The organism is Myxococcus sp. AM011 (assembly GCF_013372595.1).
GTDB classification, from domain to species: domain Bacteria; phylum Myxococcota; class Myxococcia; order Myxococcales; family Myxococcaceae; genus Myxococcus; species Myxococcus eversor.
The window spans coordinates 16,630-31,892 of record NZ_JABXEM010000120.1 but is presented as its reverse complement, the minus strand read 5'-3'; the positions used below and the strand labels follow the sequence as shown (position 1 = coordinate 31,892).

At 68.9% G+C, this 15,263-nt stretch carries 15 protein-coding genes; 3 read left to right on the top strand and 12 right to left on the bottom strand.

Annotated features, from left to right (window positions below; translation table 11 throughout):
* Positions 1–138: 138 nt before the first annotated feature.
* Together HUW62_RS24255 and HUW62_RS24250 are read left to right on the top strand one after the other, a co-directional pair.
* Positions 139–1,200: a YXWGXW repeat-containing protein gene (locus HUW62_RS24255; protein WP_163866375.1), complete on the top strand. Its 1,062-nt coding sequence runs from the start codon at positions 139–141 to the stop codon at positions 1,198–1,200.
* Between the two features lie 249 nt (positions 1,201–1,449).
* Positions 1,450–3,639 (top strand): PQQ-dependent sugar dehydrogenase, encoded by a 2,190-nt coding sequence (locus HUW62_RS24250; RefSeq protein WP_176435758.1) that lies wholly within the window; start codon positions 1,450–1,452, stop codon positions 3,637–3,639.
* A 59-nt stretch (positions 3,640–3,698) separates the two neighbouring features.
* On the opposite strand, the gene HUW62_RS24245 is transcribed toward HUW62_RS24250, so the two are convergent.
* From HUW62_RS24245 to HUW62_RS24225, 5 genes are all read right to left on the bottom strand, one after another.
* Positions 3,699–4,079 (bottom strand): hypothetical protein, encoded by a 381-nt coding sequence (locus HUW62_RS24245; RefSeq protein WP_163866373.1) that lies wholly within the window; start codon positions 4,077–4,079, stop codon positions 3,699–3,701.
* A gap of 89 nt (positions 4,080–4,168) precedes the next feature.
* Positions 4,169–5,539, bottom strand: a complete 1,371-nt coding sequence (locus HUW62_RS24240) for a S9 family peptidase (RefSeq protein WP_176435757.1) — start codon at positions 5,537–5,539, stop codon at positions 4,169–4,171.
* Positions 5,540–5,624: 85 nt separating this feature from the next.
* Positions 5,625–6,008, bottom strand: a complete 384-nt coding sequence (locus HUW62_RS24235; RefSeq protein ID WP_163866371.1) for a hypothetical protein — start codon at positions 6,006–6,008, stop codon at positions 5,625–5,627.
* Between the two features lie 187 nt (positions 6,009–6,195).
* On the bottom strand, positions 6,196–6,573 hold the full coding sequence (locus HUW62_RS24230; RefSeq protein WP_163866370.1) for a hypothetical protein: 378 nt from the start codon (positions 6,571–6,573) through the stop codon (positions 6,196–6,198).
* Positions 6,574–6,704: 131 nt separating this feature from the next.
* Positions 6,705–7,829 carry an isoaspartyl peptidase/L-asparaginase family protein gene (locus HUW62_RS24225; RefSeq protein WP_163866369.1) on the bottom strand — a complete coding sequence of 375 codons (1,125 nt, stop codon included), beginning with the start codon at positions 7,827–7,829 and terminating at the stop codon, positions 6,705–6,707.
* A 239-nt stretch (positions 7,830–8,068) separates the two neighbouring features.
* Between HUW62_RS24225 and HUW62_RS24220 the strand changes: the two genes are divergently transcribed.
* A complete protein-coding gene (locus tag HUW62_RS24220) occupies positions 8,069–8,767 on the top strand; it encodes a type 1 glutamine amidotransferase domain-containing protein (protein WP_176435756.1) in 699 nt (232 codons plus the stop codon).
* A 159-nt stretch (positions 8,768–8,926) separates the two neighbouring features.
* Here HUW62_RS24220 and sufT read toward each other — a convergent pair whose 3' ends face one another.
* From sufT to HUW62_RS24185, 7 genes are read right to left on the bottom strand one after another with little or no spacing between them, the layout of a single operon-like run.
* Complete coding sequence (gene sufT, locus HUW62_RS24215) at positions 8,927–9,469, bottom strand: putative Fe-S cluster assembly protein SufT (protein ID WP_163866367.1); 543 nt, start codon at positions 9,467–9,469, stop codon at positions 8,927–8,929.
* A gap of 18 nt (positions 9,470–9,487) precedes the next feature.
* Positions 9,488–9,949 (bottom strand): Fe-S cluster assembly sulfur transfer protein SufU, encoded by a 462-nt coding sequence (gene sufU / locus HUW62_RS24210; RefSeq protein ID WP_163866366.1) that lies wholly within the window; start codon positions 9,947–9,949, stop codon positions 9,488–9,490.
* The gene (locus HUW62_RS24205; protein WP_176435755.1) at positions 9,946–11,169 is read right to left on the bottom strand and encodes a cysteine desulfurase; all 1,224 of its coding nucleotides are present in this window, start codon (positions 11,167–11,169) and stop codon (positions 9,946–9,948) included. The genes sufU and HUW62_RS24205 overlap by 4 nt, the downstream gene beginning before the upstream one ends.
* On the bottom strand, positions 11,166–12,494 hold the full coding sequence (gene sufD / locus HUW62_RS24200) for a Fe-S cluster assembly protein SufD (RefSeq protein WP_176435754.1): 1,329 nt from the start codon (positions 12,492–12,494) through the stop codon (positions 11,166–11,168). The genes HUW62_RS24205 and sufD overlap by 4 nt, the downstream gene beginning before the upstream one ends.
* Positions 12,491–13,282, bottom strand: coding sequence for a Fe-S cluster assembly ATPase SufC (gene sufC / locus HUW62_RS24195; RefSeq protein ID WP_163866363.1), 792 nt, complete (start codon positions 13,280–13,282; stop codon positions 12,491–12,493). The genes sufD and sufC overlap by 4 nt, the downstream gene beginning before the upstream one ends.
* 2 nt (positions 13,283–13,284) lie before the next feature.
* On the bottom strand, positions 13,285–14,721 hold the full coding sequence (sufB, locus tag HUW62_RS24190; protein WP_163866362.1) for a Fe-S cluster assembly protein SufB: 1,437 nt from the start codon (positions 14,719–14,721) through the stop codon (positions 13,285–13,287).
* Entirely contained in the window at positions 14,718–15,233 is a 516-nt protein-coding gene (locus HUW62_RS24185; RefSeq protein ID WP_163866361.1) for an SUF system Fe-S cluster assembly regulator, read from the bottom strand. The genes sufB and HUW62_RS24185 overlap by 4 nt, the downstream gene beginning before the upstream one ends.
* Positions 15,234–15,263 lie beyond the last annotated feature (30 nt).

The following is a 15,263-nucleotide window of genomic DNA, read 5'->3' as shown; positions in this document are numbered from 1 at the left end:
GCCTGGCCCCCCGGCGTCCCACCCCCGCCTCGCGACTTCGGAGGGCCTCCCGGGTTGAATACGGGAGGCCCGCTCGCGTCTGAAGGCCCATCGACGTCCCTCGCGAGGGGGATGGCATTTTCAACAGGAGAAGACGTCATGAGTCCTCGAAGCTGGCTCTGGATGGTGGCCCTGCTGTCGGCCCCGGTGGTTCAGGCGCAGACGGCCCCGGTGCCCTCGGAGGACCCGGGTTATTCCGACGACGGCCGCGAGTACGCAAACGGCGACTACGACGAGGACTCCGACGAGGAGCTGGCGCCCATGGCCCCCCAGCCGCCTCCGTCGCTGCCCACCGAGCGCCCGTCGCGGCGGCCCTATGCCGGCGCGGTGTGGGCCTCCGGACACTGGTACTGGGATGGCGGTGAGTGGCGCTTCAACCCCGGCACCTGGGTGGCGCCCATGGCGGGCTACCAGTTCGTCAACGGCTATTGGGAAGAGGACCGGGGCAACTGGTACTGGGTCTCCGGTGGCTGGGCGCGCCAGGGCTCGACGGAGGTGGAGATTCCCATCGCCGTGTCCGCGGAGGCCCTCTCCACCCAGCAGGCCCCTCCCGCGCCGCGCCAGGAGGTCCGCCCGGCCGCGCCCGCCTCCAACCTCACCTGGGAGCCCGGCTACTGGTACTGGTCCGGCAACAACTGGGACTGGGTGGATGGCACCTGGGCCGCGCCGCCGCGTGCCGACCTGGTCTTCGTCTCGCCCCGCTGGGTGCAGCGCGGACTGTCGTGGCACTTCGTCGGCGGCGGCTGGGCCCCGCGCGGCTCGGTGAATGTCACCATCCCCGTCTTCCGCCACGCGCGCGTCACCGTGGGCTGGGGCCACCCCAACTACTTCGCCCACACGTGGTACCGCGCGCCCGCCGTCCGCTACTACTACCACCGCCCGTGGCGGACCTCCGGCCACTACTACCGGAATGACCGCGTCTGGCGCTCGCCGACCTACAACAGCTACTGGCGCAACCGCACCGCCTCGCCCCCCAGCCACCACGATGGCTACCGCAACGGCTCCCACCGCGATGACCGCTGGAAGGGCCAGCCGTCTGGAGGGGGGCGCAATGACCGCTGGCGCAGTGGCCCCAGCAACCGCTCGCGGACCCATGACGCGACGCCCGTCGGCGGTGGCAACCATGGCCGGGGCCGTGGCCGGGGCGACCGCCACCACTGATTGAAGTCGCGGCGTGAGCTGGTCATCGACGGCGGGGGCCCCTCGGGTCTCCGCCGTCGGTGCGTTCGGCCATCGCGCGCACAGGACAGTCGTCGCGGCGAAAGGCTGTCATCCCTGGGCGCCATTGGACAGACACGCCCAGGGCCCGAGCTTGCGCCGTCCGCCCGCGCACAAGTCCAAAGACAATCCTCGCCAGGAGAAAGCCAAACAGCCAAAGCCAGGGGGTCTTCCTATTTTTCAGGAGTTCCCATGACGTCATGGTCCCGTCTACTCACGCGACTGTTCCCCCTGCTCCTCCTGAGCACGGCCTGTGCCCCTTCGGAAGAAGCAGCACAGGTACCGGACGACCTCGGAGTCACGAGCGCCGCCATCACCCTGCCACCCGCCTATTCCGAGGTATTGGTGACGCGCGTCGAGCGCCCCACCGCGCTCGCCTTCACGCCGGATGGGCGGCTGCTCATCACCACCCAGCCGGGACAGCTTCGCGTCTTCAGTGGGGGCGTCCTGCTGCCGACCCCGGCGCTGAACCTCGCCTCCAAGCTGTGCTCCAACGGTGAGCGCGGCCTCCTGGGCATCGCGGTGGACCCGGTGTTCACCATCACCCGCCACGTCTTCCTCTATTACACGTTCAACAAGTTCAACACGTGCGCGTCGAACATCCCCAACGTGCCCGTCAACCGCGTCTCGCGCTTCACGCTGTCGGACGCGAACACGGTGGACCCGGCCAGCGAGAAAATCCTCCTGGACAACCTTCCGTCCACGGCGAGCAACCACAACGGCGGTGATTTGCACTTCGGTACGAACGGGTATCTCTACGTCAGCGTGGGTGACGGCGGCTGCCAGCTCGGAGACCCGAGCCGCTGCGCGGGCCAGAACACCACCGCGCGCCGCCTCGACGTGCCGCTGGGGAAGATTCTCCGCATCCGCAAGAACGGCGAAATCCCTCCGGAAAACCCCTGGGCCTCGGCCCCCGGAAGCCGCCGCTGCGCCAACCCCACGGGCGTTCCCCCGGGCACGGGGCCCTGCCAGGAAATCTTCGCCACCGGCCTGCGCAACCCGTTCCGCTTCGCCATGAGGCCTGGCACCAGCAGCTTCCTCATCAACGACGTGGGCCAGGGCCTCTGGGAGGAGATCAACGAGGGAGTCCTGGGCGCGGACTACGGCTGGAATACGCGCGAGGGGCACTGCGCCAACGGCTCCACCACCGACTGCGGGCCTCCTCCCTCGGGGATGACCAACCCCCTCTTCGACTACAAGCACGGCACCAACCCCTCGGGCTCGCCCTTCCAGGGCTGCGACTCCATCACCGGTGGCGCGTTCGCCCCCGAAGGCGCCTGGGCTCCCGAGGACGATGACGCCTACTTCTTCAGCGACTACGTCTGCGGCAAGGTGTTCAAGCTGACGCAGGGCTCGGGGGGCGCCGTGACGGTGGAAGCGTTCGCCACCGGCCTGGGCAACAGCTCCGCGGTGACGCTGCGCTTCGGCCCCGCGGGCACCGGCCAGTCGCTCTACTACACGACGTATGTGGGCGGAGGTGAGATCCACCGCATCAGCTACACCGGGACGCGCAATCGCCTGCCCATGGCGGCCCTCTCCGCGTTTCCCACACAGGGCGCTACCCCGCTGAACGTCGCCTTCAACGGCGGCGCCAGCAGCGACCCCGATGGTGACGCGCTGACCTATCTGTGGAACTTCGGAGACGGAAGTCCCGCGGTGCAGACCTCCTCCGCCACCACGAGCCACGTCTACACCACGAGCGGCGTCTTCATGGCCGCGCTCCGGGTGAGGGACTCGAATGGGGCCACCTCCGTCCAGGCCGCCACCGTTCGCGTCGACGCGGGCAACACCGCTCCCACCGTCACCATCACCTCCCCGGCGATGAGCCTGCGCTTCCGCGTGGGACAGGTCCTGGTGCTCACGGGCCAGGCCACCGACGCGGAGGACGGCACGCTGCCGGACAACCAGCTCACCTGGCGCGCGGTGCTGCACCACAACGAGCACACCCATCCGCTGATGTCGGCCACCTCCGGCAACAACCTCCTCCTCGTCGCGCCCGAGCCCGAAGATTTGGACGCGGTGATGGAGAACTACGTGGAGGTGCTGCTCACCGCGAGGGACTCCTGGGGCCGGACCACCACCGTGTCACGCGACGTGCTGCCTCGCATCGTCGACGTGGCCCTGGCCACCGCCCCCTCCGGGCTGAGCCTGGACGTCAATGGAACCCGCTTCACCACGCCCACCGTCATCAAGTCGTGGGAGCACTACACGCTCAACGTCGCCGCGCCCCCGCAGCTCGATGAGCAGAGCGTCTGGCACGTGTGGACCTCCTGGTCCGACAGCGGGGCGAGGGTCCACGGCTACCTGACACCCGCCTCCCACTCCAGCCTCGTCGCCACCTTCCAGGCCGTCAATGGCTGGCAAGGCGACACGGCCCCCTGAGGCGCTCCCACGGCGCGGGCCGCGAGCTTGACTCGCGGCTCCGCGCCAGCCTCAGCGGCTCAGAGGTAGCATTTGGAGTCCTCGCCGCAGAAACCCCACTGTCCATCACAGCCGCACGGCAGGTCCGGGATGCAGTCCATCGCCGGGCACGTGGGCCCACCGCCTCCACCACCGCCCCCTCCCGGCAGGTCGTATTCGCAGACATTGCCGCTGTTGCAGACCACGCTCCGAGCGGCGGGACACGCATTCCAGCAGTCCCCCTCCCAGGTGCAGTCCGCCTGGTAACACCAGCCTCCACCGGCTTCCGCCTGCTGGGGGGCACCTTCACAGACGGCTTCACTGCTCGACTCCGCGCGAGCGGGACTCACGGCGAGGACCAACGTCCCGAGGACAAGACAGACCACGGTGCTCCACGACCTGGGCAACCGAAGAAACGTCATGGGAATGCTCCTTTCACGGCGGGCAGGCCCGGGCGCGAGAGCGCACGGGTGCCATGCAGCATACAGAAGCAGCCCGATTGCACGCGCCCTCAGGGAGGCAGGCCGGCGGACAACGACTCGCGGATGTTGGCGGCCGTGTACTGCGTTCCCCAGAGGGCGTTCACCGCCAGGGCCACCCACTCCGCGCCGAGCACGACTCCGCCCGTGGTCAGCTCGAAGAGTCCCACGCGCGGGTCCGCCAGCTCACGCAGCAGGGGGGCCACCGCGGACATGTCCCGGCCGTAGTACTGGAGCACGCGCACCTCCCACAACCAGTTCACCAGGTTGTCCTGCACGAAGGGCACGAAGAGGACCTGGGAAGGACCGCCCAGGGTCGTCAGCAGGTGCCCCAGCGTCACCGTGTTGACCGAGTGGCCGTACTGGCCCACCAGCAGCCCGTGGTCCAACCCGCGCGTGTTCCAGTCCGGCGCGTTCAGGTGCAAGAGGGACAGCGGTGTCATGCGCGGGCCCACCAGGGACGCCAGCGTCTGCGTCTGCTCCACCGGGACGAGCGTGTCCCAGTCCTCGTGGATGACGAGGAACGGCGTGGTCAGCTTCGGCGCCAGGTGCTCGCGCGTCCACCGGCTGTAGTCCGCGCCCGGCGTGCCCGGAGGACCGCCCGTGGTGGCGTCGATGCGGCGCCGGTAGGGCTCGAAGAAGGTGGTGTACTGGCCGCGCAGCACCGGGTCCGCCACCCGCGAGGGGACGACGGACGTGAGGTAGTCGTACTGGCGCGCGAAGTCGGACAGCGGGAAGAGCGCCACGCCCACCTTGGGCCGGACCTCCGCCGGAGCATCCGCGGCGGCATAGAGCGCCTCGAAGCCGCCCCATGAACCTCCCAGGATGCCGATGCGCGAGCGGTCCACGCCAGGGGTCTGCGCGAGGAAGCGCAGGCCCGCGTGCATGTCGTCCCGGTCATTCTGGATGTCGCCCCCCGCGTAGAAGCGACCGAAGACGTTGAGCACGCCGAAGTCGTGGAACAGATAGAAGAAGGACTCCGCGGTGATGAACTCGGGCGAGCTGATGGAGAAGGCGATGGCGGACGAGCCCGCGTGGTGGTGGGGCTCGCTGTCGTCGGGATGAATCCCGGGCCCTCGCAGGGCCCACTTCTGGTCCACCCCCTCGCCCGTCCACGTGATTCCGTCATAGGGACGGGTGAGCATCATCGTGGGCCAGATGCCCGGGTTCCGGGGCGGGAACCACTGGGCGTAGGCGGGAGCCTTGCCGGCCTCCTGGAGCCGCAGCAGGTGGTACTGCCAGACCTGACCTCCGGCCTCCGCCTGCCCGGAGCCCAGCACCGTCACCGACAACGCGGGATTCGCCAGCTCGGAAGCTTCGGGGGAAATGCCCTCGGAGTCCGAGGCGGCGGCGGAGCAGCCCAGCAGGGCCCAGACGAGGAACAGCCATCGAGAAGTGCGCATGTGCCCCAAGACACCGTGCTGGGGATTTTCTGAAAGGGGGTCCGCGACTTTTCCGTCGCGGACCCGACAACCGACACTCAACGCTTCAGTTGTAGTGACAGATGTTATCGGAGCCGCAGTAGCCCTGGGCTTCCTTGCACGAGCAATGGTAGTCGTCGGAGCAGAAGCTCATGGGGCAGGAGGGGCCGCCTCCGCCGCCACCGGGCTGCTGCGTGTAATGGCAGATACCGCCGACGCAAGCCACCGACTGCGCGGACGGACACGCGTCCCAGCAATGACTCTCGTCGACACAGAAGGACTGGTAGCAGGCGGAGTCGGAGAGCGCCTGGGGGTCAGCCTCCTTCTCGGCACCGACGCAGACAGGCTCCTCGGAGGACTCCGCGCGTGCGGGCCGCGCGGAGAAGACTCCAGCGAAGAGGGCGAGGAGGGCCACGACAGTCCACGGCAGGCGCTTGCGAAGTGACAGCATGCGGATGCTCCTTTTCGGCTCACACGGAGCCGCGCGGGGGTGCGCGGCGCCGGCGGCAGACTATCGGAGCCCCTCCACTTTCACTCCAGGCGTGTTTCCCCGCCACGAGCCCACCCGCACCGACAGCGGCGACCTGCCTCGAGCAGCAGGCCTCCCGGGAGGAAACGAGCACAGGAAGCGGAGCGCGTCAGTAGTAGCAGGTGTTGTCCGCGCCGCAGAAGCCCTGGGCATCGCGGCACACGCACTGGGAATCCTCGAAGCAGAATTGCTGGTGGCAGAAGGGGCCGCCGCCACCGCCACCGCCGGTCCGGTAGGTGTATTCGCAGGCGTTGTCGACACAGGCCGCCGTCAGCGCACTCGAACACGCCTGCCAGCAGTCACTCACCTCGGAACAGAAGGCCTGGTGACAGATGGCGAGCGACGCACTCTCCGCGTCCTGTTCACCGCCAATACAGACAGCCTCTCCCGTGGATTCCGCGCGGGCGGGCTGCGCGGAGAAGACCCCCGCGAAGAGGGTGAGAAGGGCGACGACACTCCACGGCAGGCACCTGCGAAGTGACAGCATGAGGATGCTCCTTTCGACTGAAAGGGGACCGCGCGGCGGTGCACAATCCCGGACACAGTCTACAGGAGCAATTCGATTGCAATCCAGGCGCGCCTCTCCGCCACACGCCCACTCGGACCGACAACGAGGGACTACTTCCCCGTGGGGGACTCCGGGTCCTTGAAGATGGCCACGTGCGGCAGGCCGTCCTGACCCACGTAGCCCCGGTACATGCCCGCGGAGTTGAAGGGCATGGCCACGTTGCCCTCCCGGTCCATGGCGATGACACCGCCCTCGCCTCCGGCCTTCACCAGCACGTCATTGACGACGACGTTGGCGGCTTCGGGCAGCGGGAGCTCCTGGTACTCGACGCGCGCGCAGATGTCGCGCGCCACCGTGTAGCGGATGAAGAACTCACCATGACCGGTGGCGGAGACCGCGCAGCGCGGGTCCGCGTAGGTGCCGGCGCCGATGATGGGCGCGTCGCCCACGCGGCCGTAGCGCTTGTTCGTCATGCCTCCGGTGGACGTCCCCGCCGCGAGGTTGCCGGCCTGGTCCAGGGCCACCGCGCCCACGGTGCCGAACTTGTGGTCACCCGTCACCGGGTCGTAGCCGGGAGTCAGCGACGACGAGGGCTGTCCCGGCGCGGGCGTGGCGCGCTCCTTCTCCAGCGCGCGCTGGAGGCCCTGCCACCGCTCCTCCGTGAAGAAGTACTTCGCGTCGACCAGCTCCACCCCCTGGGCCTTGGCGAAGGACTCCGCGCCCTCGCCAATCATCATCACGTGCGGCGACTTCTCCATCACCTTGCGCGCCAGCTCGATGGGGTTCTTCACGTGGCGCAGGCCAGCCACCGCGCCCGCCGCGCGCGTCGTCCCGTCCATGATGGCCGCGTCCAGCTCGTTGATGCCGTCATGGTTGAAGACCGCGCCCTTGCCCGCGTTGAAGTGGGGCGAGTCCTCCAGGATGCGGATGGCCGCCGTCACCGCGTCCAGGCTGCTGCCGCCCTGGGCCAGCACCGCGTGGCCAGCCTGGAGTGCCTGCTGGAGCACGGCACGGACCTCCGCCTCGCGCTCCGGAGAGAGGTTCGCCCGGGAGATGACGCCGGCACCTCCGTGGATGACCAGCCCCCAGCGGGGCTTGCGCGCGGCGGAGCCTTCCTGCGTGAGCCGCGCATCATCGACGCGCGCGGACTCCGTGCTGGCGCAGCCCATGGGGATGAGCAGCAGCGCGGTCCCCGCGACGAGGCCCCGGGGAAGAGAAGGGAGCGAAGCGAACATTCGGCGACCTCCAGCGGCGGCGACCGGGAGACGAAGCGTGTGCGGCATCAACACCCCGAGTCCCGGCCAGGGTGTCGGGTCGGTAGCACGGCGACCAGACAGGCACAACGACGGCAGCTCGCCTGCTCCCCAGACCACTGGCGGGACATGGGCAGAGGGACTGGTTGATCGCCTCATCCCCCGTGCACGGACGAAGCACCGTGCACAGAGTCGGGAGCGTTCAGGGACAGGAGCGCGCGATGAAGAAGCTGAAGGGGTTGCGGGTGGCGGTGTTGGCGACGAGCGGCTTCGAGCAGGTGGAGCTGACGCGGCCCGTCAAGAAGCTGGAGCGCCAGGGCGCGGAGGTGACGATTGTGTCGCTGCTGCCCGGCCACATCCGCGGCATGAACCACATGCTCCCCGGCAAGAAGGTCCGCGTGGACGCGATGCTGAAGGACGTGAAGGCGGCGGACTTCGACGCGGTGCTCCTGCCTGGCGGCCTCATCAACCCGGACACGTTGCGGCAGAGCGCGCTCGCGAAGGACTTCATCCACGACGCGGACTCGCTCAACCTGCCCATCGCCATCATCTGTCACGCGCCCTGGTTGCTCATCTCCGCGGGGCTCACCGAGGGCCGCACCCTCACCTCGTGGCCGGGCATCCGCGACGACGTGAAGAACTCCGGCGCGCAGTGGCGCGACGAGGCGATGGTGCGCGACGACAACTGGGTCTCCAGCCGGGGGCCTCAGGACCTGCCCGTCTTCGAGCGGGCCATGGTGGAGCTGTTCGAGGAGAAGATGCCGGAGGTGCGCGAGCGCATCCGCCACGCCGAGGAACACCCCGCGCCCGCGCGCTACCATGCGCCGACGGAAGCCACGCGTCGCTGGCCTCGGCTGCTCGCGGGAAGCCTGGCCACCGCGGCCCTGAGCTTCGGCGTCCGCAGACTCGCGGCGCGCTGAGCGGCCTCAGGCACAGCGGGCGAGGACTTCGCGACGACCGCGTGCCCGGGGCGACCTCGAGCGGGAGCGACTTCCCTGCTCACCACACCCATGAGTCCCATGGACGGGACGCCTCGCGGAACCTTCGCGAAGCGTCCGAGGCCCGGGGCCCCGCGTGCGTCACATCCAGCCGAGCTGGAGCCGCGCGACGTCCGTCATCCGGCCCTGGTCCCAGGGCGGGTCCCACACCAGCTCGACGTTGGCTTCCTTCACGCCGGGCACCGAGCCGACCTTGGTGCGCACGTCGTCCACCAACACCGGGCCCATGCCGCAGCCGGGCGCCGTCAGCGTCATCTGGATGTCCACGCGCTGGCCACCTTCCGGCAGTGGCTCCGACTTGCACGCGTACACCAGCCCCAGCTCCACGATGTTCACCGGAATCTCCGGGTCATACACCGTGCGCAGCTGCTCCCAGACCTGCTCCTCGTGGAAGGTGCTCGGGTCCCCCGCGGCCTTCTCTTGCGGCGCGTACTCCGCGCCCAGCGCCGCGCCGTCCTTCTCGTCGATGCGGAAGAGCTGTCCGTAGGGGTCCTGCACCGTGATGTTGCCGCCCAGGGTCTGCATCACCCGCAGCTCCGCGCCCTCCGGCAGCACCACCCTGTCACCACTGGGAATGATGGTCGCGGGAACCTCCCGCTCCAGCATCGCCGTCACGCCTCGCATCGTCCGCTCCCTCCTTCCCTACTCCGTGGAAATCGCTTCATCTCGCCCTTCCAGCGCCGCGCGCATCGTGTGCCACGCGAGGCTGGCGCACTTCACCCGTGCGGGGAACTCGCTGACGCCGGACAGCACCGCGAGCTTGCCCAGCGACTCCACGTCCACCGACTCGGGCCCCTCCGTCACCAGCTTGTGCACCTTCTCGAAGAGGGCCTCCGCCTCCGCGCGCGTCTTGTCCTTCACCACGCCAGTCATGAGCGAAGCCGACGCGCGGGAGATGGCGCAGCCCTGTCCCTGGAAGCCGATGTCGCGGATGACGTCTCCGTCCACCTTCATCGTCACGGAGAGCTGGTCTCCGCACAGCGGGTTGTGCCCCGCCGCCTCGTGGTTGGCGCCCTCCACCACGCGGTAGTTGCGCGGCCTCTTGGAGTGCTCCAGCACCACCTCCTGGTAGAGGTCCTTCAAGTCGTCCGAGCCCGAGCTCATCGGAACACCTCCCTCACCTTGTGCAGTCCCCGCACGAGCGCGTCCACGTCCTCGCGCGTGTTGTAGAGCGCCAGGGATGCCCGCGCCGTCGCCGGCAGCTTGAAGTGCTGCATCACCGGCTGCGCGCAGTGGTGGCCCGTGCGGATGCAGATGCCCTCGCGGTCCAGAATCGTCCCCACGTCGTGCGGGTGGATGTCCTCCAGTGTGAAGGACAGCACGCCCGCCTTCTCGCGCGCGGTGCCCACCAGCCGCAGCCCCGGCACCGACTCCAGCGCCTGCGTGGCGTAGGCCATCAGCGCCCGGTCATGCTCGGCGATGGCGTCCAGCCCCAGTGCCTGCAGATAACGGATGGCCGCGGCCAGCCCCACCGCGCCCTCCAGGTTCGGCGTCCCCGCCTCGAACCGGTGCGGCACGCGGTTGTACGTAATCTTCTCCATCGTCACGGAGAGAATCATGTCGCCGCCACCCTGATACGGCGGCATCGGCTCCAGGCGCTCCAGACGCCCGTACAGCACTCCAATGCCCGTGGGGCCGAACAGCTTGTGCCCGCTCAGCGCATAGAAGTCGCAGCCCAGATCCTGCACATCCACCGGGAAGTGCGTCACCGACTGCGCCCCGTCCACCAGCACGGGGATGCCCTTGGCGTGTGCCCGGCGCGTCAGCTCCTTCACCGGGTTCACCGTGCCCAACGCGTTGGACACGTGTGTCACCGCGAGGATGCGCGTCTTCTCCGTCAGCAGCGCGTCCACCGCGTCGAGCACCAGCTCGCCCCGGTCATCCACCGGAATCACCCGCAGCGTCGCGCCCGTTTGCTCGCAGAGCATCTTCCAGGGGACGATGTTCGCGTGGTGCTCCATCTGGGTGATGAGGATTTCATCCCCGGGCCCCACATGCTTGCGGCCATACGTCTGTGCCACCAGGTTGATGGCCTCGGTGGTGCCGCGCACGAAGATGATTTCCCGAGCGTCCCGCGCGTTGAGGAAGCCGCGCACCGTCTCGCGCGCGCCCTCGTACGCCTCGGTGGCGCGCTCGGAGAGGACGTGGACGCCACGGTGCACGTTGGCGTTGTCGTGCTGGTAGAAGCGGACGATGGCGTCGAGGACGGCCTGCGGCTTCTGCGCCGTCGCCGCGCTGTCCAGGTACACCAGGGGCCGGCCCCGCACCTCCTGGTGAAGCAGGGGGAAGTCCTGACGGACGCGCTGCACGTCGAACGAGCTCATGCCGTCACCTCCGTCCGGGGCGCACCCGGAAGCTTCGGGGCGAGCAGCCCCTCCACGCTCGCGCGCACCGGCCCTTCCGGCACCGCATCCACCAGCTCCCGAGCGAAGGCATACGTGAGCAACCGCTCCGCCTCCGCGCGGGGAATGCCTCGCGAGCGCAGATAGAACAGCGCCTGCGCATCCAGCCGCCCCACCACCGCGCCGTGCGCGCACTTCACGTCGTCCGCCAGGATTTCGAGCTGCGGCCGGGTGTCCGCCTGCGCGTGCTCCGACAGGAGCAGGTTGCGGTTCTGCTGCCGCGAGTCCGTGCGCTGCGCGTCCTGCCGCACCTTCACCAGTCCGTGGAAGGTGCCGCGCGCCCGGTCATCCAGCACGCCCTTGTACAGCTCGCGGCTGGTGCAGCGGGGCACCGCGTGGTCCAGCGCCGTCCACTGGTCCAGGTGCTGCGTCCCCTGCCCCACGTACAGGCCATTGAGGGTGGCGTCACCGCCCTCGCCCGCGAAGGTGACATGCACCTCGTTGCGAGCCAGCACGCCGCCGAAGGCGAAGTTGTGAGACACGAAGCGGCTGTCACGCCCCTGGCGCACGTGAAGCCCGCCCACGTGCACCGCGGCGTCACCCTCCGCCTGGAGCCGGTAGTGCTTCAAGCTGGCGTTGTCGCCCAGCGTCACCTCCGTCACCGCGTTGGTGAAGCCCTGGCCACTGACGCCCGTCGCGCTGGCGTACGTCTCCACCAGCGTCGCCTCGCTGCCCTCTCCCGCCACCACGAGGATGCGCGGACTGGCCAGCACCGGCGCGTCGCCCCGGGTCAGGAAGATGAGCTGTACGGGCACCTCGCTCAGCGCCCCAGGCGCCAGGCGCAGCACGGCCCCGTCCTCCAGCAGCGCCGCGTTGAGCGCCGTGAAGGCATGCTCCGCCGCGAGCGCCCGCTGCCCCAACTCCGCCTCCAGCAGCGCCCCGTCCTCCACCAGCGCGTCGCGCAGCGGCTTCAGCGTCAGGCCCCGCGGCAGGCCCGCCACCGACGACAACTCCTGAGACAGCCGCCCATCCACGAACACCAATCGAGGACCGGGCAGCGCGAGCCGCGCCACCACCGCCGACAGCTCCGCCGTGCTCCCCGCCGTCACGACAGGCGCGAAGGCCCCGTCCGCGATGGGCGCGAGGTTGGTGTACTTCCACGCCTCGTCACGCGTCGTGGGCAGGCCCAGCCGCGCGAAGTGCTCAAGCCCCTCCTGGCGCACGCGCTGGAGCCACGCGGGCGTCGTCGCGTCCCGCGCCTGGAAGCGCGAGGCCACGTCCACATAGCGGGTCACGCCCGGCGTCATCGCCGTGCCTCCCCGCCCTTCGTCGCGGCACCCTTGCCGTCCTGGAGCCCCAGCCAACCGTAGCCTTTCTCCTCCAGCTCCAGCGCCAGCTCGCGCCCACCGGAGCGGATGATGCGCCCGCTCGCCATGACGTGGACCTTGTCCGGGACGATGTAGTCCAACAGCCGCTGGTAGTGCGTAATCACCACCATGGCGCGCTGGGGCGAGCGCAGCCCATTCACCCCACCCGCCACCGTGCGCAGGGCGTCGATGTCCAGGCCCGAGTCCGTCTCGTCGAGGATGGCCAGCCGCGGCTCCAGCACCGCCATCTGGAAGATTTCGTTGCGCTTCTTCTCGCCGCCGGAGAAGCCCTCGTTCACCGAGCGGTTCATGAAGGCCGCGTCGAGCTGCACCAGCTTCGACTTCTCCTTGGCCATCTGGAGGAAGTCCATCGCATCCAGCTCCTCCAGCCCCTTCACCCGGCGCTGCGCGTTGAGCGCGGTGCGCAGGAAGTGCAGGTTGCCGACGCCCGGAATCTCCACCGGGTACTGGAACGCGAGGAACACGCCTTCGGCGGCGCGCGCCTCGGGAGCCAGCTCCAAGAGCGACTTCCCGTCGAGCAGGACCTCGCCCTTCGTCACTTCGTAGGCATCCCTCCCCGCGAGCACGCTCGCCAGGGTGCTCTTCCCGGAGCCGTTGGGCCCCATGATGGCGTGCACCTCTCCGGCGCCCACCTCCAGGTCGATACCCTTGAGGATGTCCTTGTCGCCCACACGGGCGTGCAGATTCCGAACGGACAGCAAAGCCATACCTACCCCACGCTCCCTTCCAGACTCACTCCGAGCAGCTTCTGTGCTTCCACCGCGAACTCCATGGGGAGCTCCTTGAACACCTGCCGGCAGAAGCCATTCACAATCATCGACACCGCGTCCTCTTGAGAGATGCCGCGCTGCCGACAGTAGAAGAGCTGGTCCTCGCCAATCTTCGACGTGGACGCCTCATGCTCCACCTGCGCCGACGCGTTCTTCACCTCGATGTACGGCACCGTGTGGGCGCCGCACTTGTCTCCGAGGAGCAACGAGTCGCATTGCGTGTAGTTGCGCGCGTTCTCCGCGCTCTTCAGCACCTTCACCAGCCCGCGGTACGTGTTCTGCCCCCGACCCGCGGAGATGCCCTTGGACACGATGGTGCTGCGGGTGTTCTTCCCCAGGTGCACCATCTTCGTGCCCGTGTCCGCCTGCTGGAGGTTGTTGGTGAGCGCCACCGAGTAGAACTCGCCCACCGAGTCATCCCCCTTGAGGATGACGCTCGGGTACTTCCACGTAATCGCCGAACCCGTCTCCACCTGCGTCCACGAAATCTTCGCGCGCTCGTGGGCGATGCCGCGCTTGGTGACGAAGTTGTAGATGCCGCCCTTGCCCTCCGCGTCACCCGGGTACCAGTTCTGCACCGTGGAGTACTTGATGGTGGCCCCCTTGAGCGCCACCAACTCCACCACGGCCGCGTGCAACTGGTTGGTGTCGCGCTGGGGCGCGGTGCAGCCCTCCAGGTAGCTCACGTACGAGCCCTCGTCGGCGACGATGAGGGTGCGCTCGAACTGGCCCGTCTCCGCGGCGTTGATGCGGAAGTACGTGGACAACTCCATGGGGCATCTCACGCCCTTGGGGATGTAGACGAACGAGCCGTCGCTGAACACGGCCGAGTTGAGCGCCGCGAAGAAGTTGTCCGAGTGCGGCACCACCGAGCCCAGGTACTTGCGCAACAGCTCCGGGTGCTCGCGCACGGCCTCGGAGAACGAGCAGAAGATGACGCCCGCCTTGGCCAGCTTGTCCTTGAACGTCGTGGCCACGGACACCGAGTCGAACACCGCGTCCACCGCGACGTTCTGCAGCCGCTGCTGCTCCACCAGGGGGATGCCCAGCTTCTCGTAGGTGCGGAGAATCTCCGGGTCCACCTCGTCGAGGCTGTCCTTCTTCGGTTTGAACTTGGGCGCCGAGTAGTAGCTGATGGCCTGGTAGTCGATGGACTTGTAGGTGACGGCCTGCCACGTGGGCTCGCGCAGCGTGAGCCAGTGCCGGTAGGACTTCAGGCGCCACTCGAGCAGGAAGGGAGGCTCGCCCTTCTTCTCCGACAGCGCGCGGATGACGTCCTCGTTCAGCCCCGGCGGGAAGGTGTCCGCCTCCACCGCGGAGACGAAACCGGCCGCGTACGGGCGGCGCGTCAGTTCCTGGAGGGTGTCGGTGGTCATGAGCGGACTCCTGTCGTGGCGGAAGGTATCGAGGTGTTGGCGGCGGCGGCCGGGGCGGCCCTGGGGGTGCTCAGGCCCACCAGTCGCTCGGGCATGCGCGGCGCCGGGGCGATGAGGTCCGCCAGCGTCAGGCGCCCCAGCGCGTCCTGGATGGCGTGATTGATGAGCCGCCAGTGCCCGCGTATCTGGCACACGGCCTCCAGCTCACAGGGCGCGCCTCCAGAGGTGTGCACGCCACACTCCGTGAGCGCGACGGGCCCCTCCAGCGAGGCCACCAGCTCCGCCAGGGAGAGCGAGGCGGCGGGGCGCGACAGGCCATAGCCACCGTTGGCGCCCCGGTGGGACACCACCAGCCCCGCCTGAAGCAGGCCCTTGAGCACCTTGCTGGCCGAGGGCAGTGGCACACGGGTGCGTGCCGCCAGCTCGCGAGTGGTGCGGGTGCCACCCTCCGCGCGAGCCAGCTCGGTCATCAGCACGATGCCGTAGTCGGTCATCTTGCTCATCCGGAGCATGCGGGACGCTTCTCCTCTCTGGGTCCATTC